The sequence below is a fragment of the Pseudomonas arsenicoxydans genome (assembly GCF_006438915.1).
Taxonomy (GTDB): domain Bacteria; phylum Pseudomonadota; class Gammaproteobacteria; order Pseudomonadales; family Pseudomonadaceae; genus Aquipseudomonas; species Aquipseudomonas arsenicoxydans_A.
The window spans coordinates 52,466-68,814 of the sequence record NZ_RCZE01000005.1 but is presented as its reverse complement, the minus strand read 5'-3'; the positions used below and the strand labels follow the sequence as shown (position 1 = coordinate 68,814).

Sequence of the window (16,349 nt, the reverse complement as noted above, 5' to 3'; positions counted from 1 at the left end):
ACCTAAGCCAGGTACTTGTGAAACCACGCCACCGTGCGGTCCCACGCCAGTTTCGCGGCGGCCTCATCGTAACGGGGCGTCGAGTCGTTATGGAAGCCATGGTTGCAGCCTGGATAAATGTAGGCTTCATAGGTTTTGCCTGAGGCTTTCAGCGCCGCTTCATACGCCGGCCATCCTTCGTTGATGCCCTTGTCCAGCTCACCGTAATGCAGCAGCAAGGGCGCCTTGATCCGGGGCACGTCTTCAGCCTTTGGCTGGCGGCCGTAAAAAGGCACGGCTGCCGCCAGTTCCGGATACGCCACGGCCGCCGCGTTGGCGACACCGCCGCCATAGCAGAAGCCGGTGATGCCGACTTTGCCGGTAGTCGTGTCGTTTTTCATCAGCCATTCGACGGCGGCGAAAAAATCATTCATGAGCTTTTCCGGATCGACCTTCGCCTGGAGCTCGCGGCCCTTGTCGTCGTTGCCGGGATAGCCGCCCACAGAACTTAAACCGTCGGGGGCGAGGGCGATGAACCCGGCCTTGGCGACGCGTCGGGCGACGTCTTCGATATAAGGATTGAGCCCACGGTTTTCATGCACGACCACCACCGCCGGGACTTTGCCGCTGGCCTTGGCCGGGCGCACCCGATACGCGCGCACATTGCCGTGGCCCTTGGGTGAGGGGTAAGTGATGTACTCGGGCAGGATGTCCGGGTCGGTGAATTCCACTTGTTCGGCGAGCGCGTAGTTGGGGCTCAGGGACGCGAGCAGCGCGCTGGCGGTCAAACCGCCCAAAGCGAACAACGCCGCGCGATCAAGAAACTCTCGGCGGTTAATCTTGCCGTGGACGTAATAGTCGTAGAGTTCGAGCAATTCGGGGGCGAAATCTTTAGCGGTAAGGCGTTCCATCGAGGCGCTTTCCGTGTATTCAGGATTTGAACCAGTAAAGCAGCGTTTGACCCACAACCCGGGCCATTCGTCCGGGTTGTGGCAAACGGTGTGCCGTGGGGACTAATGCCCACCCACCACCATGTGACTGAACGGCGCCACGTACGCCTGCAACGTCACCAGCCCGCCGACCAGAATCGCCAGCACGATCGAGTGGAAGAACACATACCGCAGAATCTCCCCCTCATGCCCGTACCAGCGGGTTGCCGTGGACGCGACCACAATCGACTGCGCATCGACCATCTTTCCCATGACCCCGCCAGAGCTGTTCGCCGCCGCCATCAGCACCGGGCTGATCCCCAGTTGTTCGGACGTCACCCGTTGCAAACCGCCGAACAACACGTTGGAAGCGGTGTCCGAGCCGGTCAGTGCCACGCCAAGCCAGCCGAGGAGGGTGCCGAACATCGGGTAGAAAATGCCGGTTGCGGCGAAGGCCAGGCCCATGGTCGCGTCCAGTCCCGAGTAGCGCGTGAGGTAACCCAGGGCCAACATCGCCGCGATGGTGATCAGCGAGTAGCGCACCACCCACAGCGTTCGCAGGTATTGGCGAGCCAGTTGCGGGATCGAGTAGCCCATCAGCAGCCCACCGAGAATGGCGGACAGCAAGATGCCGCTGCCGGTGGCGGTGAACCAGGTGAACTTGTAGATCGCCTCTTCGGTTTTCGGTGCCGGCACCACCGGCGGCACCTTCTCGACTTGCAGGTGCAGGGTGGTGAAGGTCAGGGCCGGCGAGAAGATCGGGTTGGCTTCGCGCATTGGTTTGCCCTGCGGGTCGAGCTTGACCGACTGGGTTTGCGGATCGATCGCCGGGCGGGTATCGAACATGTTTTTGAAACCCTGGGTACCCCAGGCAAAGACGAAGATCGTGAGGATGATCCACGGCATCCAGGCGCGCATCACCGCCGGTTTCGCTTCAGCGGAAAAGGTTGCACTGGCCGCCGGTGCCTGCTCATGTTCGGCATCGATTTTCGAGTTGTCGACGCGCCCGGTCAGGGCGGCCGAAGTGTGCACCGTGGCCGGTTTCCAGACCTTGAGGAAACCGGTCAGGCAGGCCATGGAAATCAGCGCGGCGATCACGTCCACCAGCATCGGGCCGTGGTAGTTGGACACGAGGAATTGCGGGACCGCGAAGCTGACCCCGGCCACTAGAATTGGCGGCCAGATCTCCAGCATTTTGCGCCAACCGGCGAAGGCCCAGATTAGCCAGAACGGCACGAGCACCGAGAAGAACGGCAGCTGCCGACCGACCATCATCGACAGTTCCATTTCATCCAGCCCGGTCACTTTGGCCAGGGTAATGATCGGTGTGCCCAGTGCGCCGAACGCCACCGGTGCAGTGTTGGCGATCAAGGCCAGGCCCGAAGCGGCCAGGGGCGAGAAGCCCAACCCGATCAGAATCGCACCAGTCACCGCCACGGGCGTTCCGAAACCGGCCGCGCCTTCGAAAAACGCGCCGAAGCAGAAGGCGATCAGCAGCAGTTGCAGGCGTCGATCGTCGGTGATGCGCGCCAGGGAATCCTGCAGCACCTTGAACGAGCCGTTTTCGGTGGTCAGCCTGTGCAGGAAAATGATGTTGAGCACGATCCAGCCAATCGGCAGCAAGCCGTTGGCCGCACCAAACAACGCCGCTGAGCCCGCCATGTTGGCCGGCATGCCGAAGGCAAAGATCGCGATCAGCAACGCGGATGCCAGCGCGAGCAGCGCCGCCATGTGCGCCTTGATGTGAAAAAACGCCAGGGAGGCCAGCATCACCACCACCGGCACGGCGGCCATGAGCGTTGAAATGACCGGGTTACCGAAGGGATCGTAGATTTGCTGCCAGACCATGTTCCACCTCTGCTTTTTATTGTGGGTAGCGCAGGCCCCGGGCGGGGTTGGTGAAATGCAGTATAGGTGGCATTACGCCGCTGTCTCGGCAGGTTCGTCATCATTGAAACGGGCCGTGGCCGGCGATGATCCCGGGCGAACTTCTACTACGCTCAGAAGGATGCCTGACTCGATCCATCCACCACGCCGGGGAGACAGCGATGACTGAACGCCATGAGGAACACAAGGAGACGCTTTCCAACGGATGCTCGATCAAGGTCACAGCCGAGATACTGAAGGACGGTTCCCTGAAAATGCTCATCGGGGTGTACCGGCCCGACGGCTCGGTAATAGAAGAGGACCATCATCCGTCCCCGCACCTGCTGGACTTTGATGACGCAATGGCTTGGGCCATCGAAACAGCCAAAACCGTCGGCAACAGTCAGCAAACGTTGTAAGAGCGGCTCGGCACCGCTCTGGCCATCGTCCTTATTGCGTACCGAACATGGCCGTCCAGTAGATGCCGGCATCGCTTTTCGGATCGTTTGCGTAAGCCGCACCGAGCTCACGGAATTGTGGGTTCATCAGATTGGCGCAATGACCGGGACTGGCCAGCCAGCCGTCGACCACCTTGCGCACGGTGTCTTGCCCGGCGGCAATGTTCTCGCCGATCTGCTGAAAGTTGTAACCCGCCAGTTCCGCGCGATCCCCCGGCGTGCGGCCGTCGCGGTCCTTGTGATCAAAATAGTTGCCGTTGGCCATGGCCCGCGAGTTGGTTTCGGCGGCGGACGCGAGGGTGGCGTTCCAGGCCAGCGGGGTGGTCGCGGAAAATGGCTGGCTGCCGCACTGGCGGGGTTTACTGCGCGCGGCGTTGAGCTCGACCAACAGCTTCTGGCCTTCGGCGGCGGCATCACCCAGGCGCGCGGTCAACAGCGGGCGGGCGAGCACGATGCGCCAGTCGTTGCCTTGGCGGCTGACGCCGATGTCGACGAATTTCAGGTTCAGCACCACCTGGCAGAAGCTTTCCTGTATCGCCATCATCGCCGCTTGCGCATCACGCGGGCCGGTCAGGGATATCGCTTGCACATGCAGCATCGGGTACGAGGCACGCACCATGGCCTGCTGCAAATCGACCTGTCCGCTGGCCGGCAAAATCAGGCGCGGATCGCTGGTCAGCGGTGGCAACTCCGGCGAGACCTGACCGGCGCAACTTTGCGGCAGGCTGCGAAAGGCGTTGATCGAATCGGCCAGTTGCGATTCCTCGGACGCCATGGCCGTTGTGGCAAGCACCAGACCCAACGACAACCCCGACAAGCGCATAGCGGATGAAAAGACGTGCATGGAAACCCCCTTGGACGGACTGCGCCCATGATGCGCGAACTCCCCCCGTACAAGGCAATGGGTTTTTGCAGATTGTTGCCCAGTAGTTGACATGATTTGGCTACTACACTGAACCGACACCTTCCTGAGTGCTTGCACCATGTCCATGTCCGTTAATTGGATTGCCGCGTTTCTCGCCCTTTCTCTGCTAACTGGTCAGTCCATGGCGGACGATCAACAACAAAAAAAGGAGGTCGCGGAAGACAAGGCGCAGGTGCTTGAACAGAAAGCGGCCGAGAAGGGCAACGATGTGCCGGTGCCCAAATCCCAGGCCATCACCCAGTCTGAAGTCCAGGCCGTCGACCCGGCCGGCACGGCGCCGCTGGACGACGCGATTACCTGCATGGCGCGCTCCATTTACTGGGAAGCCAAAGGCAAGGACACGGCCGACATGGAAGCGGTGGCCAACGTGGTAATGAACCGCCTCGGCCACGAGGGTTTTCCCGATACCGTGTGCAAAGTGGTCAAGCAAGGGTCCGAAACCAAAAACTGCCAGTTCTCCTGGTGGTGTGACGGGAAACCGGACACGGCTCAGGAAGAAACCCAATATGCCCTGGCCAAGGAAATCGCGCGCAAGGCGCTGAACAAACAGCTGCCGGATCACACCGGCGGCGCTATGTATTTTCATGACAAGACGGTGAAGCCGGTCTGGGCCAAGAAGTACATCAAAACGGCGAGCATCGGCTTGTTCGTGTTCTACAAGCCCCATGACGGGTCGGCGAAGTAAGTTGACCGACCCTGAGGTTCAAAACCCTCAGACCTCACGACCATGCGCAGCGGCGGCCAGTTGCCCGGTATCGACCCGGACAAACACTGAGTCGCCCACCGCCGTGAGCACGCCGTCGGCGTACACCTCGCAGATGACGCGGGTCTTGCGCCCGATGTCGCCTTCGACCTTGGCGCGCAAAGTCAGCGCAACGCCCATCGGCGTCGGTTTGATGAACTTGATGCCCAGGTTGCCGGTGACGCAGTCGATGCGCGGCAGTGAGCCCGGCTCGCGGTGTTCGGCCCGGTAGTGATACGCCATGGCCGTCCAGTTCGAATGGCAATCCACCAACATCGCAATCAAGCCGCCATACACCAGATCCGGCCAGCCACAGTATTTGGCCTCGGGCAGATGCTCGGCGACAACGTGGACGCCGTCCTCGTGCCAGTGGCTTTTGACGTGCAGCCCGTGAGGGTTGCGGCTGCCGCAGCCATAGCACACGCCATCCGGTGCGGCGCGGTCCTGCATGGAGATATCGAGCATGGTGATCCCTTGTTGTGCCTTGAAGTCCGCCTGCGATTAAAACGCCGGAACGAGGGGAAGTCCATTACGCCATTCTGGTGCTTTTTTAACATCGCACGCCGAGCGGCATCAGCTTCCCCGTATGGGAACCGTTGCCTTCAAATCAACGAGATAGCGATGCGATTCAGGCCAGGCGCAAACGTGGAATGCACATTGCGCCTGTCATAGCGCACCTTTTTTGCGGTGCGATTGATCCGGGACGGAACGGAGGCCTCGTGGCTCTGCGATATCTGGACGACCACTCAGGCCGGAGTGCGGAGTAGCGGTTGTACTCGATCCACTGATCGCCGAATTATTTTCCCCAGGCTAACCGGCGTAGAGTGACGGCTTGAAATCACCCATGCCACTTTTAAGGTCAATAGGGATCAGCCACCCCATGCACCACATCGGCCTCATCGTTTACCCCGGCTTCCAGGTCCTCGGCCTCGCCATGTGCGCCACCTTCGAGCTGGCCAACACCACCGCCGAAGACCCGGTGTACAGCCTTTCCCTGTTGTCCGAGCACGGCGGCACGGTGCAGACCTCCGCCGGTTTCGGTGTGGAAACCCGGCCCTTCGATCAACGCGCGTTCGATACGCTGCTGGTCATGGGCGACAACCTGATCCGGCCCACGTCGCCAGGCATGGTTGCTTTTTTACGCCGTGCCAGCGAGTCCACCCGGCGCCTGGGGTCGATCTGCACCGGTGCGATTGCACTGGCAGAAGCGGGTTTGCTCGACGGCCGACGGGCGACCACGCACTGGTGTCATGCGCCGGCCTTGCAGCGAGCATATCCAAAGGTGTTGGTCGAAGAGGACCGCATTTTCATCAACGATGGCAATCTCTGGACCGCTGCCGGCATGAGTGCCTGTGTCGACCTGGCGTTGGCGCTGGTGGAAAAGGACCTTGGTGCCCAAGTGGCGCGCACGGTGGCCCGGCAACTGGTGGTGTATCACCGCCGAGCGGGTGGTCAGTCGCAGTTTTCGGTGATGCTGGAACTCGAACCGAAGACCGACCGCATTCAGTCGGCGTTGACCTATGCCAAGCAGCACCTGAAATCCGCGTTGTCGGTGGAAGAGTTGGCCAACGCAGCGAATTTGAGCCCGCGCCAATTCAGTCGAGTGTTCCATGCCGAAACCGGTCAATCGCCGGCCAAGGCCATTGAAAACCTACGGGTAGAAGCCGCACGGTTGATGATGGAAACCGGACGTCATGCCATCGATGTGGTCGCCACCGAAACCGGGTTTGGTGACCGGGAGCGTATGCGTCGTGCCTTTATCCGCGCCTTCGGCCAACCGCCGCAAGTGATCCAGCGAGCGAATCGGGCGGTGTCCTGAAAGGTGGTGTATTCGACATTTAAGACAAAATATGATTGACGTAATCTGTATCTCGTTGAAGCCCATTCCCCCAGTGAGATCACCGCCATGACCATCGTCAAAGCCGCTGCCGTCCAAATCGCACCCGTGCTCTACAGCCGTGAAGGCACCGTAGAAAAGGTCGTCAACAAGATTCGCGAACTCGGCGAGAAGGGCGTGCAGTTTGCCGTTTTCCCGGAAACCATCGTGCCGTACTACCCGTACTTTTCCTTTGTGCAGTCGCCTTTCAAAATGGGGTCCGAGCACTACAAGTTGCTGGATCAGGCCGTGGTCGTGCCGTCGGCAACCACCGATGAAATCGGCAGAGCCGCCAAGGAAGCCAACATGGTGGTGTCCATCGGCGTCAATGAGCGCGATGGCAGCACCCTGTACAACACGCAGCTGCTGTTTGATGCGGACGGCACTCTGATTCAAGCGCGGCGCAAGATTTCGCCGACCTATCACGAGCGCATGATCTGGGGCATGGGCGACGGCTCTGGCCTGCGCGCCACTGACAGTGCGGTCGGCCGCATCGGTCAACTGGCCTGCTGGGAACATTACAACCCGCTGGCCCGTTATGCCTTGATCGAAGACGGCGAACAGATTCACGCCTCGATGTACCCTGGCTCGTTCGCCGGTGAATTGTTCACTCGGCAGATGGAAGTCAGCATCCGCATGCATGCCCTGGAATCGGCGTGCTTCGTGGTTAACTCGACCGCCTGGTTGTACCCGGAACAGCAAGCGCAAATCATGGCCGACACCGGTTGCGAGATCGGCCCGATCTCCGGCGGTTGCTACACCGCGATCATCGACCCGCAAGGTGAAGTCGTCGGCGCATTGACCGAAGGCGAAGGCGAGGTAATTGCTGACATCGACCTGTTCCAGATCGAGATCCGTAAACGTCAAATGGATGGTCGTGGTCACTACAGCCGTCCGGAGATCCTCAGCCTGAACATCGACCGCACGCCGCATCGCCATGTTCATGAGCGCAATGCTCAGCCGAAGCAGGCCGTCACCGGTCAATCGGAAGAAGTGTGATCGAGTAAGCGCGGCAAACAAAAAAGGCCCTTTCATCCATCGATGAAGGGGCCTTTTTCGTGGAGGGTGGGTTTTACAGTTCCTGACCGAGGAAGATCAACGTATTGCCATGTGCCTCAGCTGCTGCGCGCTGGTTGTAGCTGTCGCGGTGTGAGCAGTTGAAGCCGTGTTCGGCTTCCGGATACACAACTATTTCCACGTTGTCGTTGGTGTCGAAACGTTCGGCGATTTGCTCCACGGCTTCCAGGGAAATGTGGCTGTCCTGTTCACCGAAGTGCATCAACAGCGGCACCTGGATGTCATCGGCGCGGTCCAGGTGATTCTGGATGCCGCCGCCGTAATAGGCGACCGCCACATCCACCAGCCCGTTGGTGGCGGTGAGGTACGACAGCAGGCCGCCAAAGCAGTAACCGATGGAAGCGATGCCGCCATCCAGCCCCGGCTGGGCATCGAGGGTGTCGATGGCCAGTTTGATGTCGGCCTGCGCCTTGGTGATGTCGGTGGCGTTCATCAACTCGACGGCGCGTTTCCAGCCGGCTTCGTCGTAGGTCAGTTCAATGCGGTGGCCGCTGCGCCAGAACAGGTCCGGCACGATCACCAGATAACCATCCGCGGCGTATTGCTCGGCGACCGAGCGGATGTGCTCGTTGACGCCGAAGATCTCCTGGATCAAGACGATCCCCGGGCCGCGCTGGGTATGCGGAATGGCCAGGTAAGCGCCAAATTTACCGTCGTCGCTGTCGATCTCGATCCATTGGGTGGTCACGCTCATGGTGGCTCCTGTCTACGCAAGTGAGGTGGAAGGTGAAGCATGTCACGGTAGCATTTCAGCGATTGTGACGGCGCCAGAAAAATCGCGCCAGCAGCGTATCGAGGCTCAACTTGCCGGCACCCGAGAGCAGCAAGGGCAACAGGGCGGCGAGGTAGATCACCGGCAGTTTGAAGTTGCCGTGGCCTTTATTGCTGATGGCGTAACCCTGGGCAAGCTCACTTAATGTAGACCAATCGGCCGGCCAGTGAACGGCGGCGGTGGCGACGACCGTGACCACGATCAGAATGATCGCCGATACCCGCGTGCCCAAACCCACCAGAATCGCGAGCGCGCAAATCAGCTCGGCCCACATCGACAGTTCCCAGTTCAGCGTCGCCGGTACGTGGTCGAACGGAAACGGGAAGCGGTCCTGGATGTCGGCAAACCAGTTGTCGCCGTTCCATTTTTCCAGGCCCGACTCAAAAAACTCCCAGGCGATGAACAACCGCAAGGTCAGGGGCGCAAGCCAGCTACCGGCACGGTCGAGGTTCAGGTGCAGGCTTTTCACGGCCGAAGAGATTGAAGTGTTCATGGGCGGGATCTCCGTCAGGTCAGCAGTGCGGGGCATCGTGTGCCCTGCGCAAGGGGATTACTCGGCGGCGCCGCACTTGCCTTCGCCACATTTGCCTTCGGCGGGTTTTTCCTCGGTGCCGGCCTGGACCTGGCTGTAACCGTGGGCCAGTTGTTTCATGCTGAACGCTTCGGATTCGGAGGCCGACGCGACGTTGGACAGGGCCAGGCCACCGGCGATGAGCAGGCCGAGGGTCAGGGAAGAAGTGGAGAGCTTGAACATGGTGATACTCCGTACATTGAGTGAGTTGAGCGCTTTGATCGGCTTGGCCAATCGACAGGTGTAGTTGACCGGGCAGGTGTATCTGCGATGTGTCGTTTGGGCGGGGTTTTATGGGCGGGGTGTGTCAGGGGCGGGTTTGTACACACGCTGATACACAGCCACCGCAAATCTAAAAATGTGGGAGCGGGCTTGCTCGCGAATGCGGTGTGTCAGTCAACATCATTGTTTAATGACACACCGCATTCGCGAGCAAGCCCGCTCCCACATTAGATTCAGGGTGGATTCGGGAATGGGGTGGGTCAGCTGTGATTCGTGGCCGACCCGCAGCGTCTAGCCTCAGTGTCCCCGCAATCCCACGGGGCGTGACTTTGGAACCTCGCATGCAAGCGCTGTTGAACGAGATCCTCGATGCCGTCCGGCCGCTGATCGGCCAGGGCAAGGTGGCGGACTACATTCCTGCCCTCGGCACCGTGCCGGCCAATCAATTGGGCATTGCCGTGTACAGCAACGACGGTGAACTGTACTGCGCGGGCGATGCCGAGACGCCGTTCTCGGTGCAGAGCATTTCCAAGGTGTTCAGCCTGGTGCAGGCCATCGAACACTCCGGTGAAGCGATCTGGGAACGTCTGGGCCATGAGCCTTCCGGTCAACCGTTCAACTCGCTGGTGCAGCTGGAATTCGAGCGCGGCCGTCCGCGCAATCCGTTCATCAACGCCGGCGCCCTGGTGATCTGCGACATCAACCAGTCACGCTTTGCCGCCCCGGCGTTGTCGATGCGTGATTTTGTCCGTCGCCTGTCCGGCAACCCGCAGGTCATGGTTGATGGCAAAGTCGCCGAGTCCGAATACCAGCACCGTGCGCGCAACGCCGCCATGGCGTACCTGATGCAATCGTTCGGCAACTTTCACAACGACGTTGAGGCGGTGCTGCGCAGCTACTTCAGCCATTGCGCGTTGCGCATGAGTTGCGTGGACCTGGCCCGGGCGTTCTGCTTTTTGGCCAACGACGGGTTCTGCAAACACAGCGGCGAACAGATCCTCACCGCGCGCCAGACTCAACAGGTCAACTCGATCATGGCCACCAGCGGGCTGTACGACGAGGCCGGCAACTTCGCCTACCGCGTGGGTTTGCCGGGCAAGAGCGGCGTCGGCGGCGGGATTGTCGCGGTGGTGCCGGGGCAGTTCACGGTGTGCGTGTGGTCGCCGGAATTGAACGCCGCCGGTAATTCCCTGGCCGGGATGGCCGCGCTGGAGTTGCTGAGCCAGCGGATTGGCTGGTCAGTGTTTTAAGAAAATTCAGGCGGGCGGGATTAATGACGCTCCGGACAATTTCCTATACATTTTCCGGCCGCCCCCTGCATGGTGAAACCGTTTCATGTCTCTTGTGCTCGAACGTCTAGTCGCTGGTACGCCGATTCCTTTTGCCGGTAATCGTGTCACGGTCGTCAGCCCCGAACTGGCCGCGCGCTTCCAGCCCGGAGACCACCTGCTGGTGGAACAGCTCAGCGGCGAATTGTTGCTGATTCCGGTGGCTGACCAGCAAGCGGCCAGCGTTGCGATCGAGCGCGCAGAAGCGGCCTTCACCGCGATGTCGGCGGTGTCGGATCAAGCGATCAGCAGCTTCTTCGACCTGTTTGCCCAGCGTCTGGAAACCCCGCAATGCTGGGATTTGATCGCGGCCGCCAACCTCGCCGACATCGAGCGCGCCAAGGCCCGTGGACGTTCCACCACGCGTTTGCTGGCCGATGAGCGTATGCGCCACGACATGATCGCCGGCCTGCGGGCGTGGCGTGATGCGTCGGCCACACGCGGCAAAGTGATCAGCAGCGTCGAACATGACGGCTGGAAAGTCGAGCAAGTGGTGTCGCCGCTGGGCATCGTCGCGTTTGTCTTCGAAGGTCGGCCGAATGTGTTCGCCGATGCCGCCGGTGTCTTGCGCACCGGCAATACCGCGGTGCTGCGCATTGGCAGCGATGCGTTGGGCACCGCTCAGGCGATCGTCACCCATGCACTGAATCCGGCATTGAGTGACGCCGGGTTGCCGGTCGGCGCGGTGTCGCTGGTCGAAAGCGTCAATCACGCGGCCGGGTGGGCGATGTTCGCCGACCGGCGTTTGTCCCTGGCCGTGGCCCGGGGTTCGGGGCGTGCGGTCAGCCAATTGGGCAGCATCGCTCAACAGGCGGGCACCGCCGTCAGCCTGCACGGCACCGGTGGCGCCTGGCTGATCGCCGACCAGCACGCCGATGCGACGCGCTTCGCCGCCGTGGTGCGCAATTCCCTGGACCGCAAGGTCTGCAACACCCTCAACGTCTGCCTGATCCAGCGTGACCGCGCCTTTGAGCTGGTGCCGCTGTTTCTCGACGCGTTGCAACAGGCCGGCACTGCACGGGGCCAAGGCTGCAAGTTGCACATTATTGAAGGCAGCGAATCTTGTTTGCCGACTGAATGGTTGAGCACGAGCGTCGAGGTGTACCGCGCCGAAGGCTACCGCACCGAAGCGATGGCCGAACCACTGCCGGAGGACCAATTGGGCCGCGAGTGGGAATGGGAAGAAACCCCTGAGGTCAGCCTGATGATCGTCGATGACCTGGACCGTGCGATTGCCTTGTTCAACCGCTACAGCCCGCAGTTCACGGTGTCGTTGATCAGTGAGGATGACGCGGCGCATGAGCGTTTCTACAACGCGGTCAACGCGCCATTTGTCGGTAACGGCATCACGCGTTGGGTCGACGGCCAGTACGCGCTGAACAAGCCGGAGCTGGGTCTTTCGAACTGGGAGAGCGGTCGACTGTTTGCGCGCAGCGCGATTCTCTCGGGAGACGGTGTGTTCACCATTCGCAGTCGCATGACGCAGACCGATCTTTCAGTCAAACGCTAGGCATTCCGACCTCAGGCGAGGGGCGCACTATAATTAAGGTGTTTGCTCCTTCGTTCTGAAAGAGGGATCCATCATGAAACTTCGTTCCTTCGAGCAATACTCCCATCACTTGGAGTCGGTTGCTCACGATACCTGGCTGACGACCCGGGTGAAGTCAGCCCTGGCCATGGCCGAGCCCACCCTGGCCATGCACATTCACGTCAAAACCCATGCGGGCACTGTGGCGTTGAGTGGTCGGGTCAATACCCATCGGGAGTGTGAGCAGGCGGTTGCGCTGACTCGCTCGGTTCAGGGTGTTGTCGACGTCGATGCACGGGAATTGCTGACCCACGTGTTCAAGCCAGGCAGTTTTCCCGAAGCGCCCAACGCTGAGGAGAGCGCTGAGCAACGGCCACGTTCGTCAGACGACAAATGACCCAGTCAGCAGCGCTTCCGCGATCGGGAGCGCTGCGCCAGGGTTGTTTCTCAAGCGGCTTCGGCGGCTTTGCCGTACACCGCGCAGGTGGTCGGATGTTCCGCCAGTGAGACGAAGGTACGGCTGCTGGCCTCCAGGGCGTCAATCGAACCGGTCTCGATGTCGTACACCCAGCCATGCAAATTCAACAGGCCTTTTTCCTGCGCCAGGCGCACGCTCGGGTGTGTCTGGATGTTGGCCAGTTGCGCGATGACGTTTTCCCGCACCATTGAGCTGACCTTCGCCGCGTCAGTGGCGTGAGGGCGGGATTCGTTAATGACTTTTGCCGATTCGGCGTGTTGCAACCAGCCGCTGACTGCCGGCAGGTGATCCATGCATGTGCACTTGGCGATAGCGGTCATGGCGCCGCAATCGGAATGGCCACAGATCACAATGTCGGTAACGCCGAGCACCGCGACCGCGTATTCAACCGTGGCCGATACTCCGCCCGGGTGCGGACTGTAGGAGGGCACGATGTTGCCGGCGTTACGGATGACGAACAATTCACCGGGTTCTTGTTGGGTCAGTAATTCGGGCACTACACGGCTGTCGGAACAGGTGATGAACAACGTGCCGGGATGTTGAGTGGTGGCCAGGTGTTTGAACAGGTCGGTGCGTTGTGGAAAGGCTTCGTTCTGAAACTTCAAAAAACCGTCGATGAGCGCTTTCATGCGGGTGTCCTCGTGCGTGATGTGGGGGGACCCGCGCGGTAGCGCGGGCCAGTCTCAACTTAGAACGGGCGCAGGGGCAGGAACTTGCCGTCGAGGGTGATCACCGCGCGGGAGCCACCTTCCGGGTCTTCGACCTTCTTCATGTCGAGCTTGAAGTTGATCGCGCTGATGATGCCGTCGCCAAACTGCTCATGAACCAGGGCTTTGAGCGTGGTGCCGTAGATCTGGATCATTTCGTAGAAGCGGTAAATGGTCGGGTCGGTCGGGACACCGGAGAGGCTGCCGCGCAAGGGGATGATTTGCAGGCGGGCCACGGCGTCGGCGTCCAGTTCCAATTTGTCGCCGATCACTTCGGCAGCGGCTTTGGGCAGTGGATGCTGGCCGAGGAGGGCGGCGGTGACGTAGGCCAGGCCCAGGCCGGTGCCGTCGGTCAGGTCCTGCCAGGACAGATTCTTGCGGGCCTTGGCATCGAGGATCGACGTGGTCAGGGCCAGGCTTGGGTCGTTGTAGGCGTGGGACTGTTGCATGGTGATTCTCCTGTCGGCGTGGTGTGGCTTGGGTGTGAAGCAATCTTCTGCCGATCGAACCATAGCGTCCAAGACCCATATACAATGCCGCGCATAAGCCCTGCCTATAGATGGTATTCCCATGCTGTTACGACATCTGCGCTACTTGCTGGCGGTCGCCGACCACGGCGGTTTCACCCGGGCCGCCGAGGCGCTGCATGTGTCGCAGCCGACCTTGTCCCAGCAAATTCGCCAGCTGGAAGAAACCCTGGGCGTGAGCCTGTTCGACCGCACCTCGCGCACGGTCAAACCGACCGATGCCGGCGCGGCCTACATCGAATGCGCTCGTCGCGTATTGGTGGAACTGGAAGCCGGCAAGCGTGCGCTGCATGACGTGAAGGACTTGTCCCGCGGCACCTTGCGTCTGGCCATGACGCCGACGTTTATGGCGTATTTGGTGGGGCCGTTGGTGCGTGATTACGTGGCGCGGTTTCCGAACATCCATCTGGAGATTTTCGAGTTGTCGATGGATGACATTGAGGCGGGGTTGGCGGATGACTCGCTGGACATCGCCATCGCGTTCAATGAAGTCAGAAATGCCGACATCGAATCGATCCCGGCGTTTACCGAGACACTGGGGGTGATGGTGGGGCGAGATCATCCGTTGTATGACAGCCAGCTCGCATTGTCCGCTGAAGAGCTCGCTCAATTGCAGTTCGCGCTGTTGACCCCGGACTTTATCACCCGCACCCGTATCAATGAGTATTTTGCCCAGGAGCAGATCACGCCGAAGGTGGTGATCGAGGTCAATTCTGTGAGCACCTTGCTGGAAGTCATTCGGTACACGGCGATTGCCACCATCCTGCCGGAAGCCATCGCCAGCCAGGAACGCGCATTGCGCAAGATTCCATTGTTGGGAGACGCGCCTACACGCGGGGCTGCGTTGTTGCGTCGTAAAAACAACTATCACAGTGCGGCGTCGGTGGCGTTTATGAATCTGGTGTTGGGGATGTAAAACAGTCAGGCACAAAAAAGGGCCTGCTCTTTCATGGGAGCAGGCCCTTTTTGTTAGTGGGTCAGATTGTTAGTAGAACCGATCAATCACCCGAACTTCGTTCTGGTTCTGCAGCGATGCCCAAGCCTGTTTCAGCGTTTGCAGAACATTCCCGATGAAGTCCTTGTCGGCCGCGGCTTTCTTGCCGACATAGCCCTGGCCGCGACGGTACATCTTCAGTCGGGCCAGCAGGTTCTGGTTGTTCTGGTCGAACTCCGCTTCATGAGCGTGAGGCGACAGGCAGTCGATATGAACCTGGCCCGATTTGCTGATCCACAGGATGTGGCTGTCGTGGCTGTCTCTTTGCGCCGCGAACATGCGAGCCAGTTCATCGATAGAAGGTTGATTGTTCAGATTCATAATATGCCCCTTGACCATTTGGTGATCTTTCAAAGTTGGTTCGCTAATACAAGTAGCCCATCGGTTAGTTGATCCCTGGCACCGAAACCAGGACGTCAGCGGTCGGCCGTTGAATTCAACGGGGTCGCGCATCTGTTGCATGTAGTCGTGTTGAATAACTGCTACGCGTTAGCGTCACAACGAAGAGAAGCAGCGAATACCTGGAGGCCACTGCCGACTTTTCAGGGTCGGCCACAAGCTTCATGAGGATTGATCGCCAGCGCTTCTCGTCCTTGTACTGGACGTTCGGGCCAGGTCAGCTTCTTCAATCTGCCTTGTGGGCAGCGTGTATCCGGGAAAAACAGCTCGGCGGTCAGACGAGCTTGCTCAAACATGTTGCTGTACTCCCGATCGGGGAGATGTCTGCATCATGCAAGGGCAAATCGGAGGCGTCAACCGTTATGTAGTGATTATTTTCAGTCACTACATATTGTCGGACAAAACGGATTGGAATGAAAAAGCGAGGCCGGAATGCGCCTGTCAGGCCTATGCTGGGGGCTTTGGAAGCGGTAGAACGTGGCGGGATAACCGTCGACCGGCTGCTGATGCAGGGTGAACTGATTGCCCGTGAGATCAGGCATCACTTTGGCCCAGAACCGCCGTGCAGGCGGGTTCGCATCGATGTGGAAAATCTGCCATTGACCGGGGAACTGGCTCAAGAGGGTGGAAGCGACAAACTTCGCGACACCTTGGCCACGGAAGCGCCGACTGACAAAAAAGTAGCCGACGTTGTACTCGGCGCCTTCGAGGTGGGTGTCGTCATCCACGGTCACGAAACCCGCCAGCTCACCGTCGACCCGGATCAGAAACGGCCGGGTCGCGGGCTTGCGCCAGTAATCGAGTTTGGGCTGGATATTGAAAAACCCATGCTCGCCGAGTTCCAGCGGCAGCCATTCGCTGAAGTCATAGACGTAGAACTGCATCAGGTTTTCGAGAGTGTCGAGGTCGTCGCGCTGTGCGGCGTGCAGTTCTATCGAAGGCATTGCGGGGCGCTCCAAGGTAAGCAGGGC

Annotated in this window: 20 protein-coding genes; 8 read left to right on the top strand and 12 right to left on the bottom strand. The window is 60.1% G+C overall.

Translation table 11 applies throughout. The annotated features are described in order from the left end of the window. Nucleotides 1–2: 2 nt before the first annotated feature. Together yghX and EAH78_RS11725 are read right to left on the bottom strand one after the other, a co-directional pair. Complete coding sequence (gene yghX / locus EAH78_RS11730; protein WP_140667681.1) at nucleotides 3–890, bottom strand: YghX family hydrolase; 888 nt, start codon at nucleotides 888–890, stop codon at nucleotides 3–5. Nucleotides 891–992: 102 nt separating this feature from the next. After that, nucleotides 993–2,756 (bottom strand): L-lactate permease, encoded by a 1,764-nt coding sequence (locus EAH78_RS11725; protein ID WP_140667680.1) that lies wholly within the window; start codon nucleotides 2,754–2,756, stop codon nucleotides 993–995. A gap of 200 nt (nucleotides 2,757–2,956) precedes the next feature. On the opposite strand from EAH78_RS11725, the gene EAH78_RS11720 reads away from it, so the two are divergent. Then, nucleotides 2,957–3,193, top strand: a complete 237-nt coding sequence (locus EAH78_RS11720; protein ID WP_140667679.1) for a hypothetical protein — start codon at nucleotides 2,957–2,959, stop codon at nucleotides 3,191–3,193. A 31-nt stretch (nucleotides 3,194–3,224) separates the two neighbouring features. On the opposite strand, the gene EAH78_RS11715 is transcribed toward EAH78_RS11720, so the two are convergent. Beyond that, the gene (locus EAH78_RS11715) at nucleotides 3,225–4,076 is read right to left on the bottom strand and encodes a CAP domain-containing protein (protein WP_140667678.1); all 852 of its coding nucleotides are present in this window, start codon (nucleotides 4,074–4,076) and stop codon (nucleotides 3,225–3,227) included. A gap of 145 nt (nucleotides 4,077–4,221) precedes the next feature. Here EAH78_RS11715 and EAH78_RS11710 point away from each other — a divergent pair, with 145 nt between their 5' ends. Beyond that, nucleotides 4,222–4,842, top strand: coding sequence for a cell wall hydrolase (locus EAH78_RS11710; RefSeq protein WP_140667677.1), 621 nt, complete (start codon nucleotides 4,222–4,224; stop codon nucleotides 4,840–4,842). A 27-nt stretch (nucleotides 4,843–4,869) separates the two neighbouring features. Here the strand turns inward: EAH78_RS11710 and EAH78_RS11705 are convergent, their stop codons facing one another. After that, entirely contained in the window at nucleotides 4,870–5,364 is a 495-nt protein-coding gene (locus EAH78_RS11705; protein WP_140667676.1) for a PaaI family thioesterase, read from the bottom strand. Nucleotides 5,365–5,779: 415 nt separating this feature from the next. Here EAH78_RS11705 and EAH78_RS11700 point away from each other — a divergent pair, with 415 nt between their 5' ends. Together EAH78_RS11700 and EAH78_RS11695 are read left to right on the top strand one after the other, a co-directional pair. Then, nucleotides 5,780–6,718, top strand: coding sequence for a GlxA family transcriptional regulator (locus EAH78_RS11700; protein WP_140667675.1), 939 nt, complete (start codon nucleotides 5,780–5,782; stop codon nucleotides 6,716–6,718). 87 nt (nucleotides 6,719–6,805) lie between these two features. Then, nucleotides 6,806–7,774 carry a nitrilase-related carbon-nitrogen hydrolase gene (locus EAH78_RS11695; protein WP_140667674.1) on the top strand — a complete coding sequence of 323 codons (969 nt, stop codon included), beginning with the start codon at nucleotides 6,806–6,808 and terminating at the stop codon, nucleotides 7,772–7,774. A gap of 73 nt (nucleotides 7,775–7,847) precedes the next feature. On the opposite strand, the gene EAH78_RS11690 is transcribed toward EAH78_RS11695, so the two are convergent. The 3 genes from EAH78_RS11690 to EAH78_RS11680 are packed head-to-tail and all read right to left on the bottom strand — an operon-like array spanning nucleotide 7,848 to nucleotide 9,378. Continuing rightward, a complete protein-coding gene (locus EAH78_RS11690; protein WP_140667673.1) occupies nucleotides 7,848–8,546 on the bottom strand; it encodes a dienelactone hydrolase family protein in 699 nt (232 codons plus the stop codon). Nucleotides 8,547–8,601: 55 nt separating this feature from the next. After that, a complete protein-coding gene (locus EAH78_RS11685) occupies nucleotides 8,602–9,117 on the bottom strand; it encodes an HvfX family Cu-binding RiPP maturation protein (RefSeq protein ID WP_140667672.1) in 516 nt (171 codons plus the stop codon). Nucleotides 9,118–9,174: 57 nt separating this feature from the next. After that, nucleotides 9,175–9,378: an HvfA family oxazolone/thioamide-modified RiPP metallophore gene (locus EAH78_RS11680; RefSeq protein WP_140667671.1), complete on the bottom strand. Its 204-nt coding sequence runs from the start codon at nucleotides 9,376–9,378 to the stop codon at nucleotides 9,175–9,177. A 380-nt stretch (nucleotides 9,379–9,758) separates the two neighbouring features. Between EAH78_RS11680 and glsB the strand changes: the two genes are divergently transcribed. The 3 genes from glsB (at nucleotide 9,759) to EAH78_RS11660 (ending at nucleotide 12,670) form a co-directional block, all read left to right on the top strand. Beyond that, nucleotides 9,759–10,667, top strand: a complete 909-nt coding sequence (glsB, locus tag EAH78_RS11670) for a glutaminase B (RefSeq protein WP_140667669.1) — start codon at nucleotides 9,759–9,761, stop codon at nucleotides 10,665–10,667. Nucleotides 10,668–10,752: 85 nt separating this feature from the next. After that, entirely contained in the window at nucleotides 10,753–12,255 is a 1,503-nt protein-coding gene (locus EAH78_RS11665) for an aldehyde dehydrogenase family protein (protein ID WP_140667668.1), read from the top strand. 73 nt (nucleotides 12,256–12,328) lie between these two features. Beyond that, the gene (locus EAH78_RS11660; protein ID WP_140667667.1) at nucleotides 12,329–12,670 is read left to right on the top strand and encodes a BON domain-containing protein; all 342 of its coding nucleotides are present in this window, start codon (nucleotides 12,329–12,331) and stop codon (nucleotides 12,668–12,670) included. A 50-nt stretch (nucleotides 12,671–12,720) separates the two neighbouring features. Here EAH78_RS11660 and EAH78_RS11655 read toward each other — a convergent pair whose 3' ends face one another. Together EAH78_RS11655 and cynS are read right to left on the bottom strand one after the other, a co-directional pair. After that, nucleotides 12,721–13,380, bottom strand: a complete 660-nt coding sequence (locus EAH78_RS11655) for a carbonic anhydrase (protein WP_140667666.1) — start codon at nucleotides 13,378–13,380, stop codon at nucleotides 12,721–12,723. A 59-nt stretch (nucleotides 13,381–13,439) separates the two neighbouring features. After that, on the bottom strand, nucleotides 13,440–13,907 hold the full coding sequence (cynS, locus tag EAH78_RS11650; protein ID WP_027925323.1) for a cyanase: 468 nt from the start codon (nucleotides 13,905–13,907) through the stop codon (nucleotides 13,440–13,442). A gap of 121 nt (nucleotides 13,908–14,028) precedes the next feature. Between cynS and cynR the strand changes: the two genes are divergently transcribed. Next, nucleotides 14,029–14,901: a transcriptional regulator CynR gene (gene cynR / locus EAH78_RS11645; RefSeq protein ID WP_140667665.1), complete on the top strand. Its 873-nt coding sequence runs from the start codon at nucleotides 14,029–14,031 to the stop codon at nucleotides 14,899–14,901. Nucleotides 14,902–14,970: 69 nt separating this feature from the next. Here cynR and EAH78_RS11640 read toward each other — a convergent pair whose 3' ends face one another. The 3 genes from EAH78_RS11640 to EAH78_RS11635 form a co-directional block, all read right to left on the bottom strand. Then, nucleotides 14,971–15,300, bottom strand: a complete 330-nt coding sequence (locus tag EAH78_RS11640; RefSeq protein WP_140667664.1) for a hypothetical protein — start codon at nucleotides 15,298–15,300, stop codon at nucleotides 14,971–14,973. 221 nt (nucleotides 15,301–15,521) lie between these two features. Continuing rightward, nucleotides 15,522–15,674, bottom strand: coding sequence for a hypothetical protein (locus tag EAH78_RS32140; protein ID WP_007946257.1), 153 nt, complete (start codon nucleotides 15,672–15,674; stop codon nucleotides 15,522–15,524). 81 nt (nucleotides 15,675–15,755) lie between these two features. Further along, nucleotides 15,756–16,322, bottom strand: coding sequence for a GNAT family N-acetyltransferase (locus EAH78_RS11635; protein WP_140667663.1), 567 nt, complete (start codon nucleotides 16,320–16,322; stop codon nucleotides 15,756–15,758). Nucleotides 16,323–16,349 lie beyond the last annotated feature (27 nt).

Bases quoted from the DNA above. Each gene is read 5' to 3' on its own strand.
- yghX (WP_140667681.1), bottom strand. From the start codon at position 890: ATGGAACGCCTTACCGCTAAAGATTTCGCCCCCGAATTGCTCGAACTC.
- EAH78_RS11725 (WP_140667680.1), bottom strand. From the start codon at position 2,756: ATGGTCTGGCAGCAAATCTACGATCCCTTCGGTAACCCGGTCATTTCA.
- EAH78_RS11720 (WP_140667679.1), top strand. From the start codon at position 2,957: ATGACTGAACGCCATGAGGAACACAAGGAGACGCTTTCCAACGGATGC.
- EAH78_RS11715 (WP_140667678.1), bottom strand. From the start codon at position 4,076: ATGCACGTCTTTTCATCCGCTATGCGCTTGTCGGGGTTGTCGTTGGGT.
- EAH78_RS11710 (WP_140667677.1), top strand. From the start codon at position 4,222: ATGTCCGTTAATTGGATTGCCGCGTTTCTCGCCCTTTCTCTGCTAACT.
- EAH78_RS11705 (WP_140667676.1), bottom strand. From the start codon at position 5,364: ATGCTCGATATCTCCATGCAGGACCGCGCCGCACCGGATGGCGTGTGC.
- EAH78_RS11700 (WP_140667675.1), top strand. From the start codon at position 5,780: ATGCACCACATCGGCCTCATCGTTTACCCCGGCTTCCAGGTCCTCGGC.
- EAH78_RS11695 (WP_140667674.1), top strand. From the start codon at position 6,806: ATGACCATCGTCAAAGCCGCTGCCGTCCAAATCGCACCCGTGCTCTAC.
- EAH78_RS11690 (WP_140667673.1), bottom strand. From the start codon at position 8,546: ATGAGCGTGACCACCCAATGGATCGAGATCGACAGCGACGACGGTAAA.
- EAH78_RS11685 (WP_140667672.1), bottom strand. From the start codon at position 9,117: ATGAACACTTCAATCTCTTCGGCCGTGAAAAGCCTGCACCTGAACCTC.
- EAH78_RS11680 (WP_140667671.1), bottom strand. From the start codon at position 9,378: ATGTTCAAGCTCTCCACTTCTTCCCTGACCCTCGGCCTGCTCATCGCC.
- glsB (WP_140667669.1), top strand. From the start codon at position 9,759: ATGCAAGCGCTGTTGAACGAGATCCTCGATGCCGTCCGGCCGCTGATC.
- EAH78_RS11665 (WP_140667668.1), top strand. From the start codon at position 10,753: ATGTCTCTTGTGCTCGAACGTCTAGTCGCTGGTACGCCGATTCCTTTT.
- EAH78_RS11660 (WP_140667667.1), top strand. From the start codon at position 12,329: ATGAAACTTCGTTCCTTCGAGCAATACTCCCATCACTTGGAGTCGGTT.
- EAH78_RS11655 (WP_140667666.1), bottom strand. From the start codon at position 13,380: ATGAAAGCGCTCATCGACGGTTTTTTGAAGTTTCAGAACGAAGCCTTT.
- cynS (WP_027925323.1), bottom strand. From the start codon at position 13,907: ATGCAACAGTCCCACGCCTACAACGACCCAAGCCTGGCCCTGACCACG.
- cynR (WP_140667665.1), top strand. From the start codon at position 14,029: ATGCTGTTACGACATCTGCGCTACTTGCTGGCGGTCGCCGACCACGGC.
- EAH78_RS11640 (WP_140667664.1), bottom strand. From the start codon at position 15,300: ATGAATCTGAACAATCAACCTTCTATCGATGAACTGGCTCGCATGTTC.
- EAH78_RS32140 (WP_007946257.1), bottom strand. From the start codon at position 15,674: ATGTTTGAGCAAGCTCGTCTGACCGCCGAGCTGTTTTTCCCGGATACA.
- EAH78_RS11635 (WP_140667663.1), bottom strand. From the start codon at position 16,322: ATGCCTTCGATAGAACTGCACGCCGCACAGCGCGACGACCTCGACACT.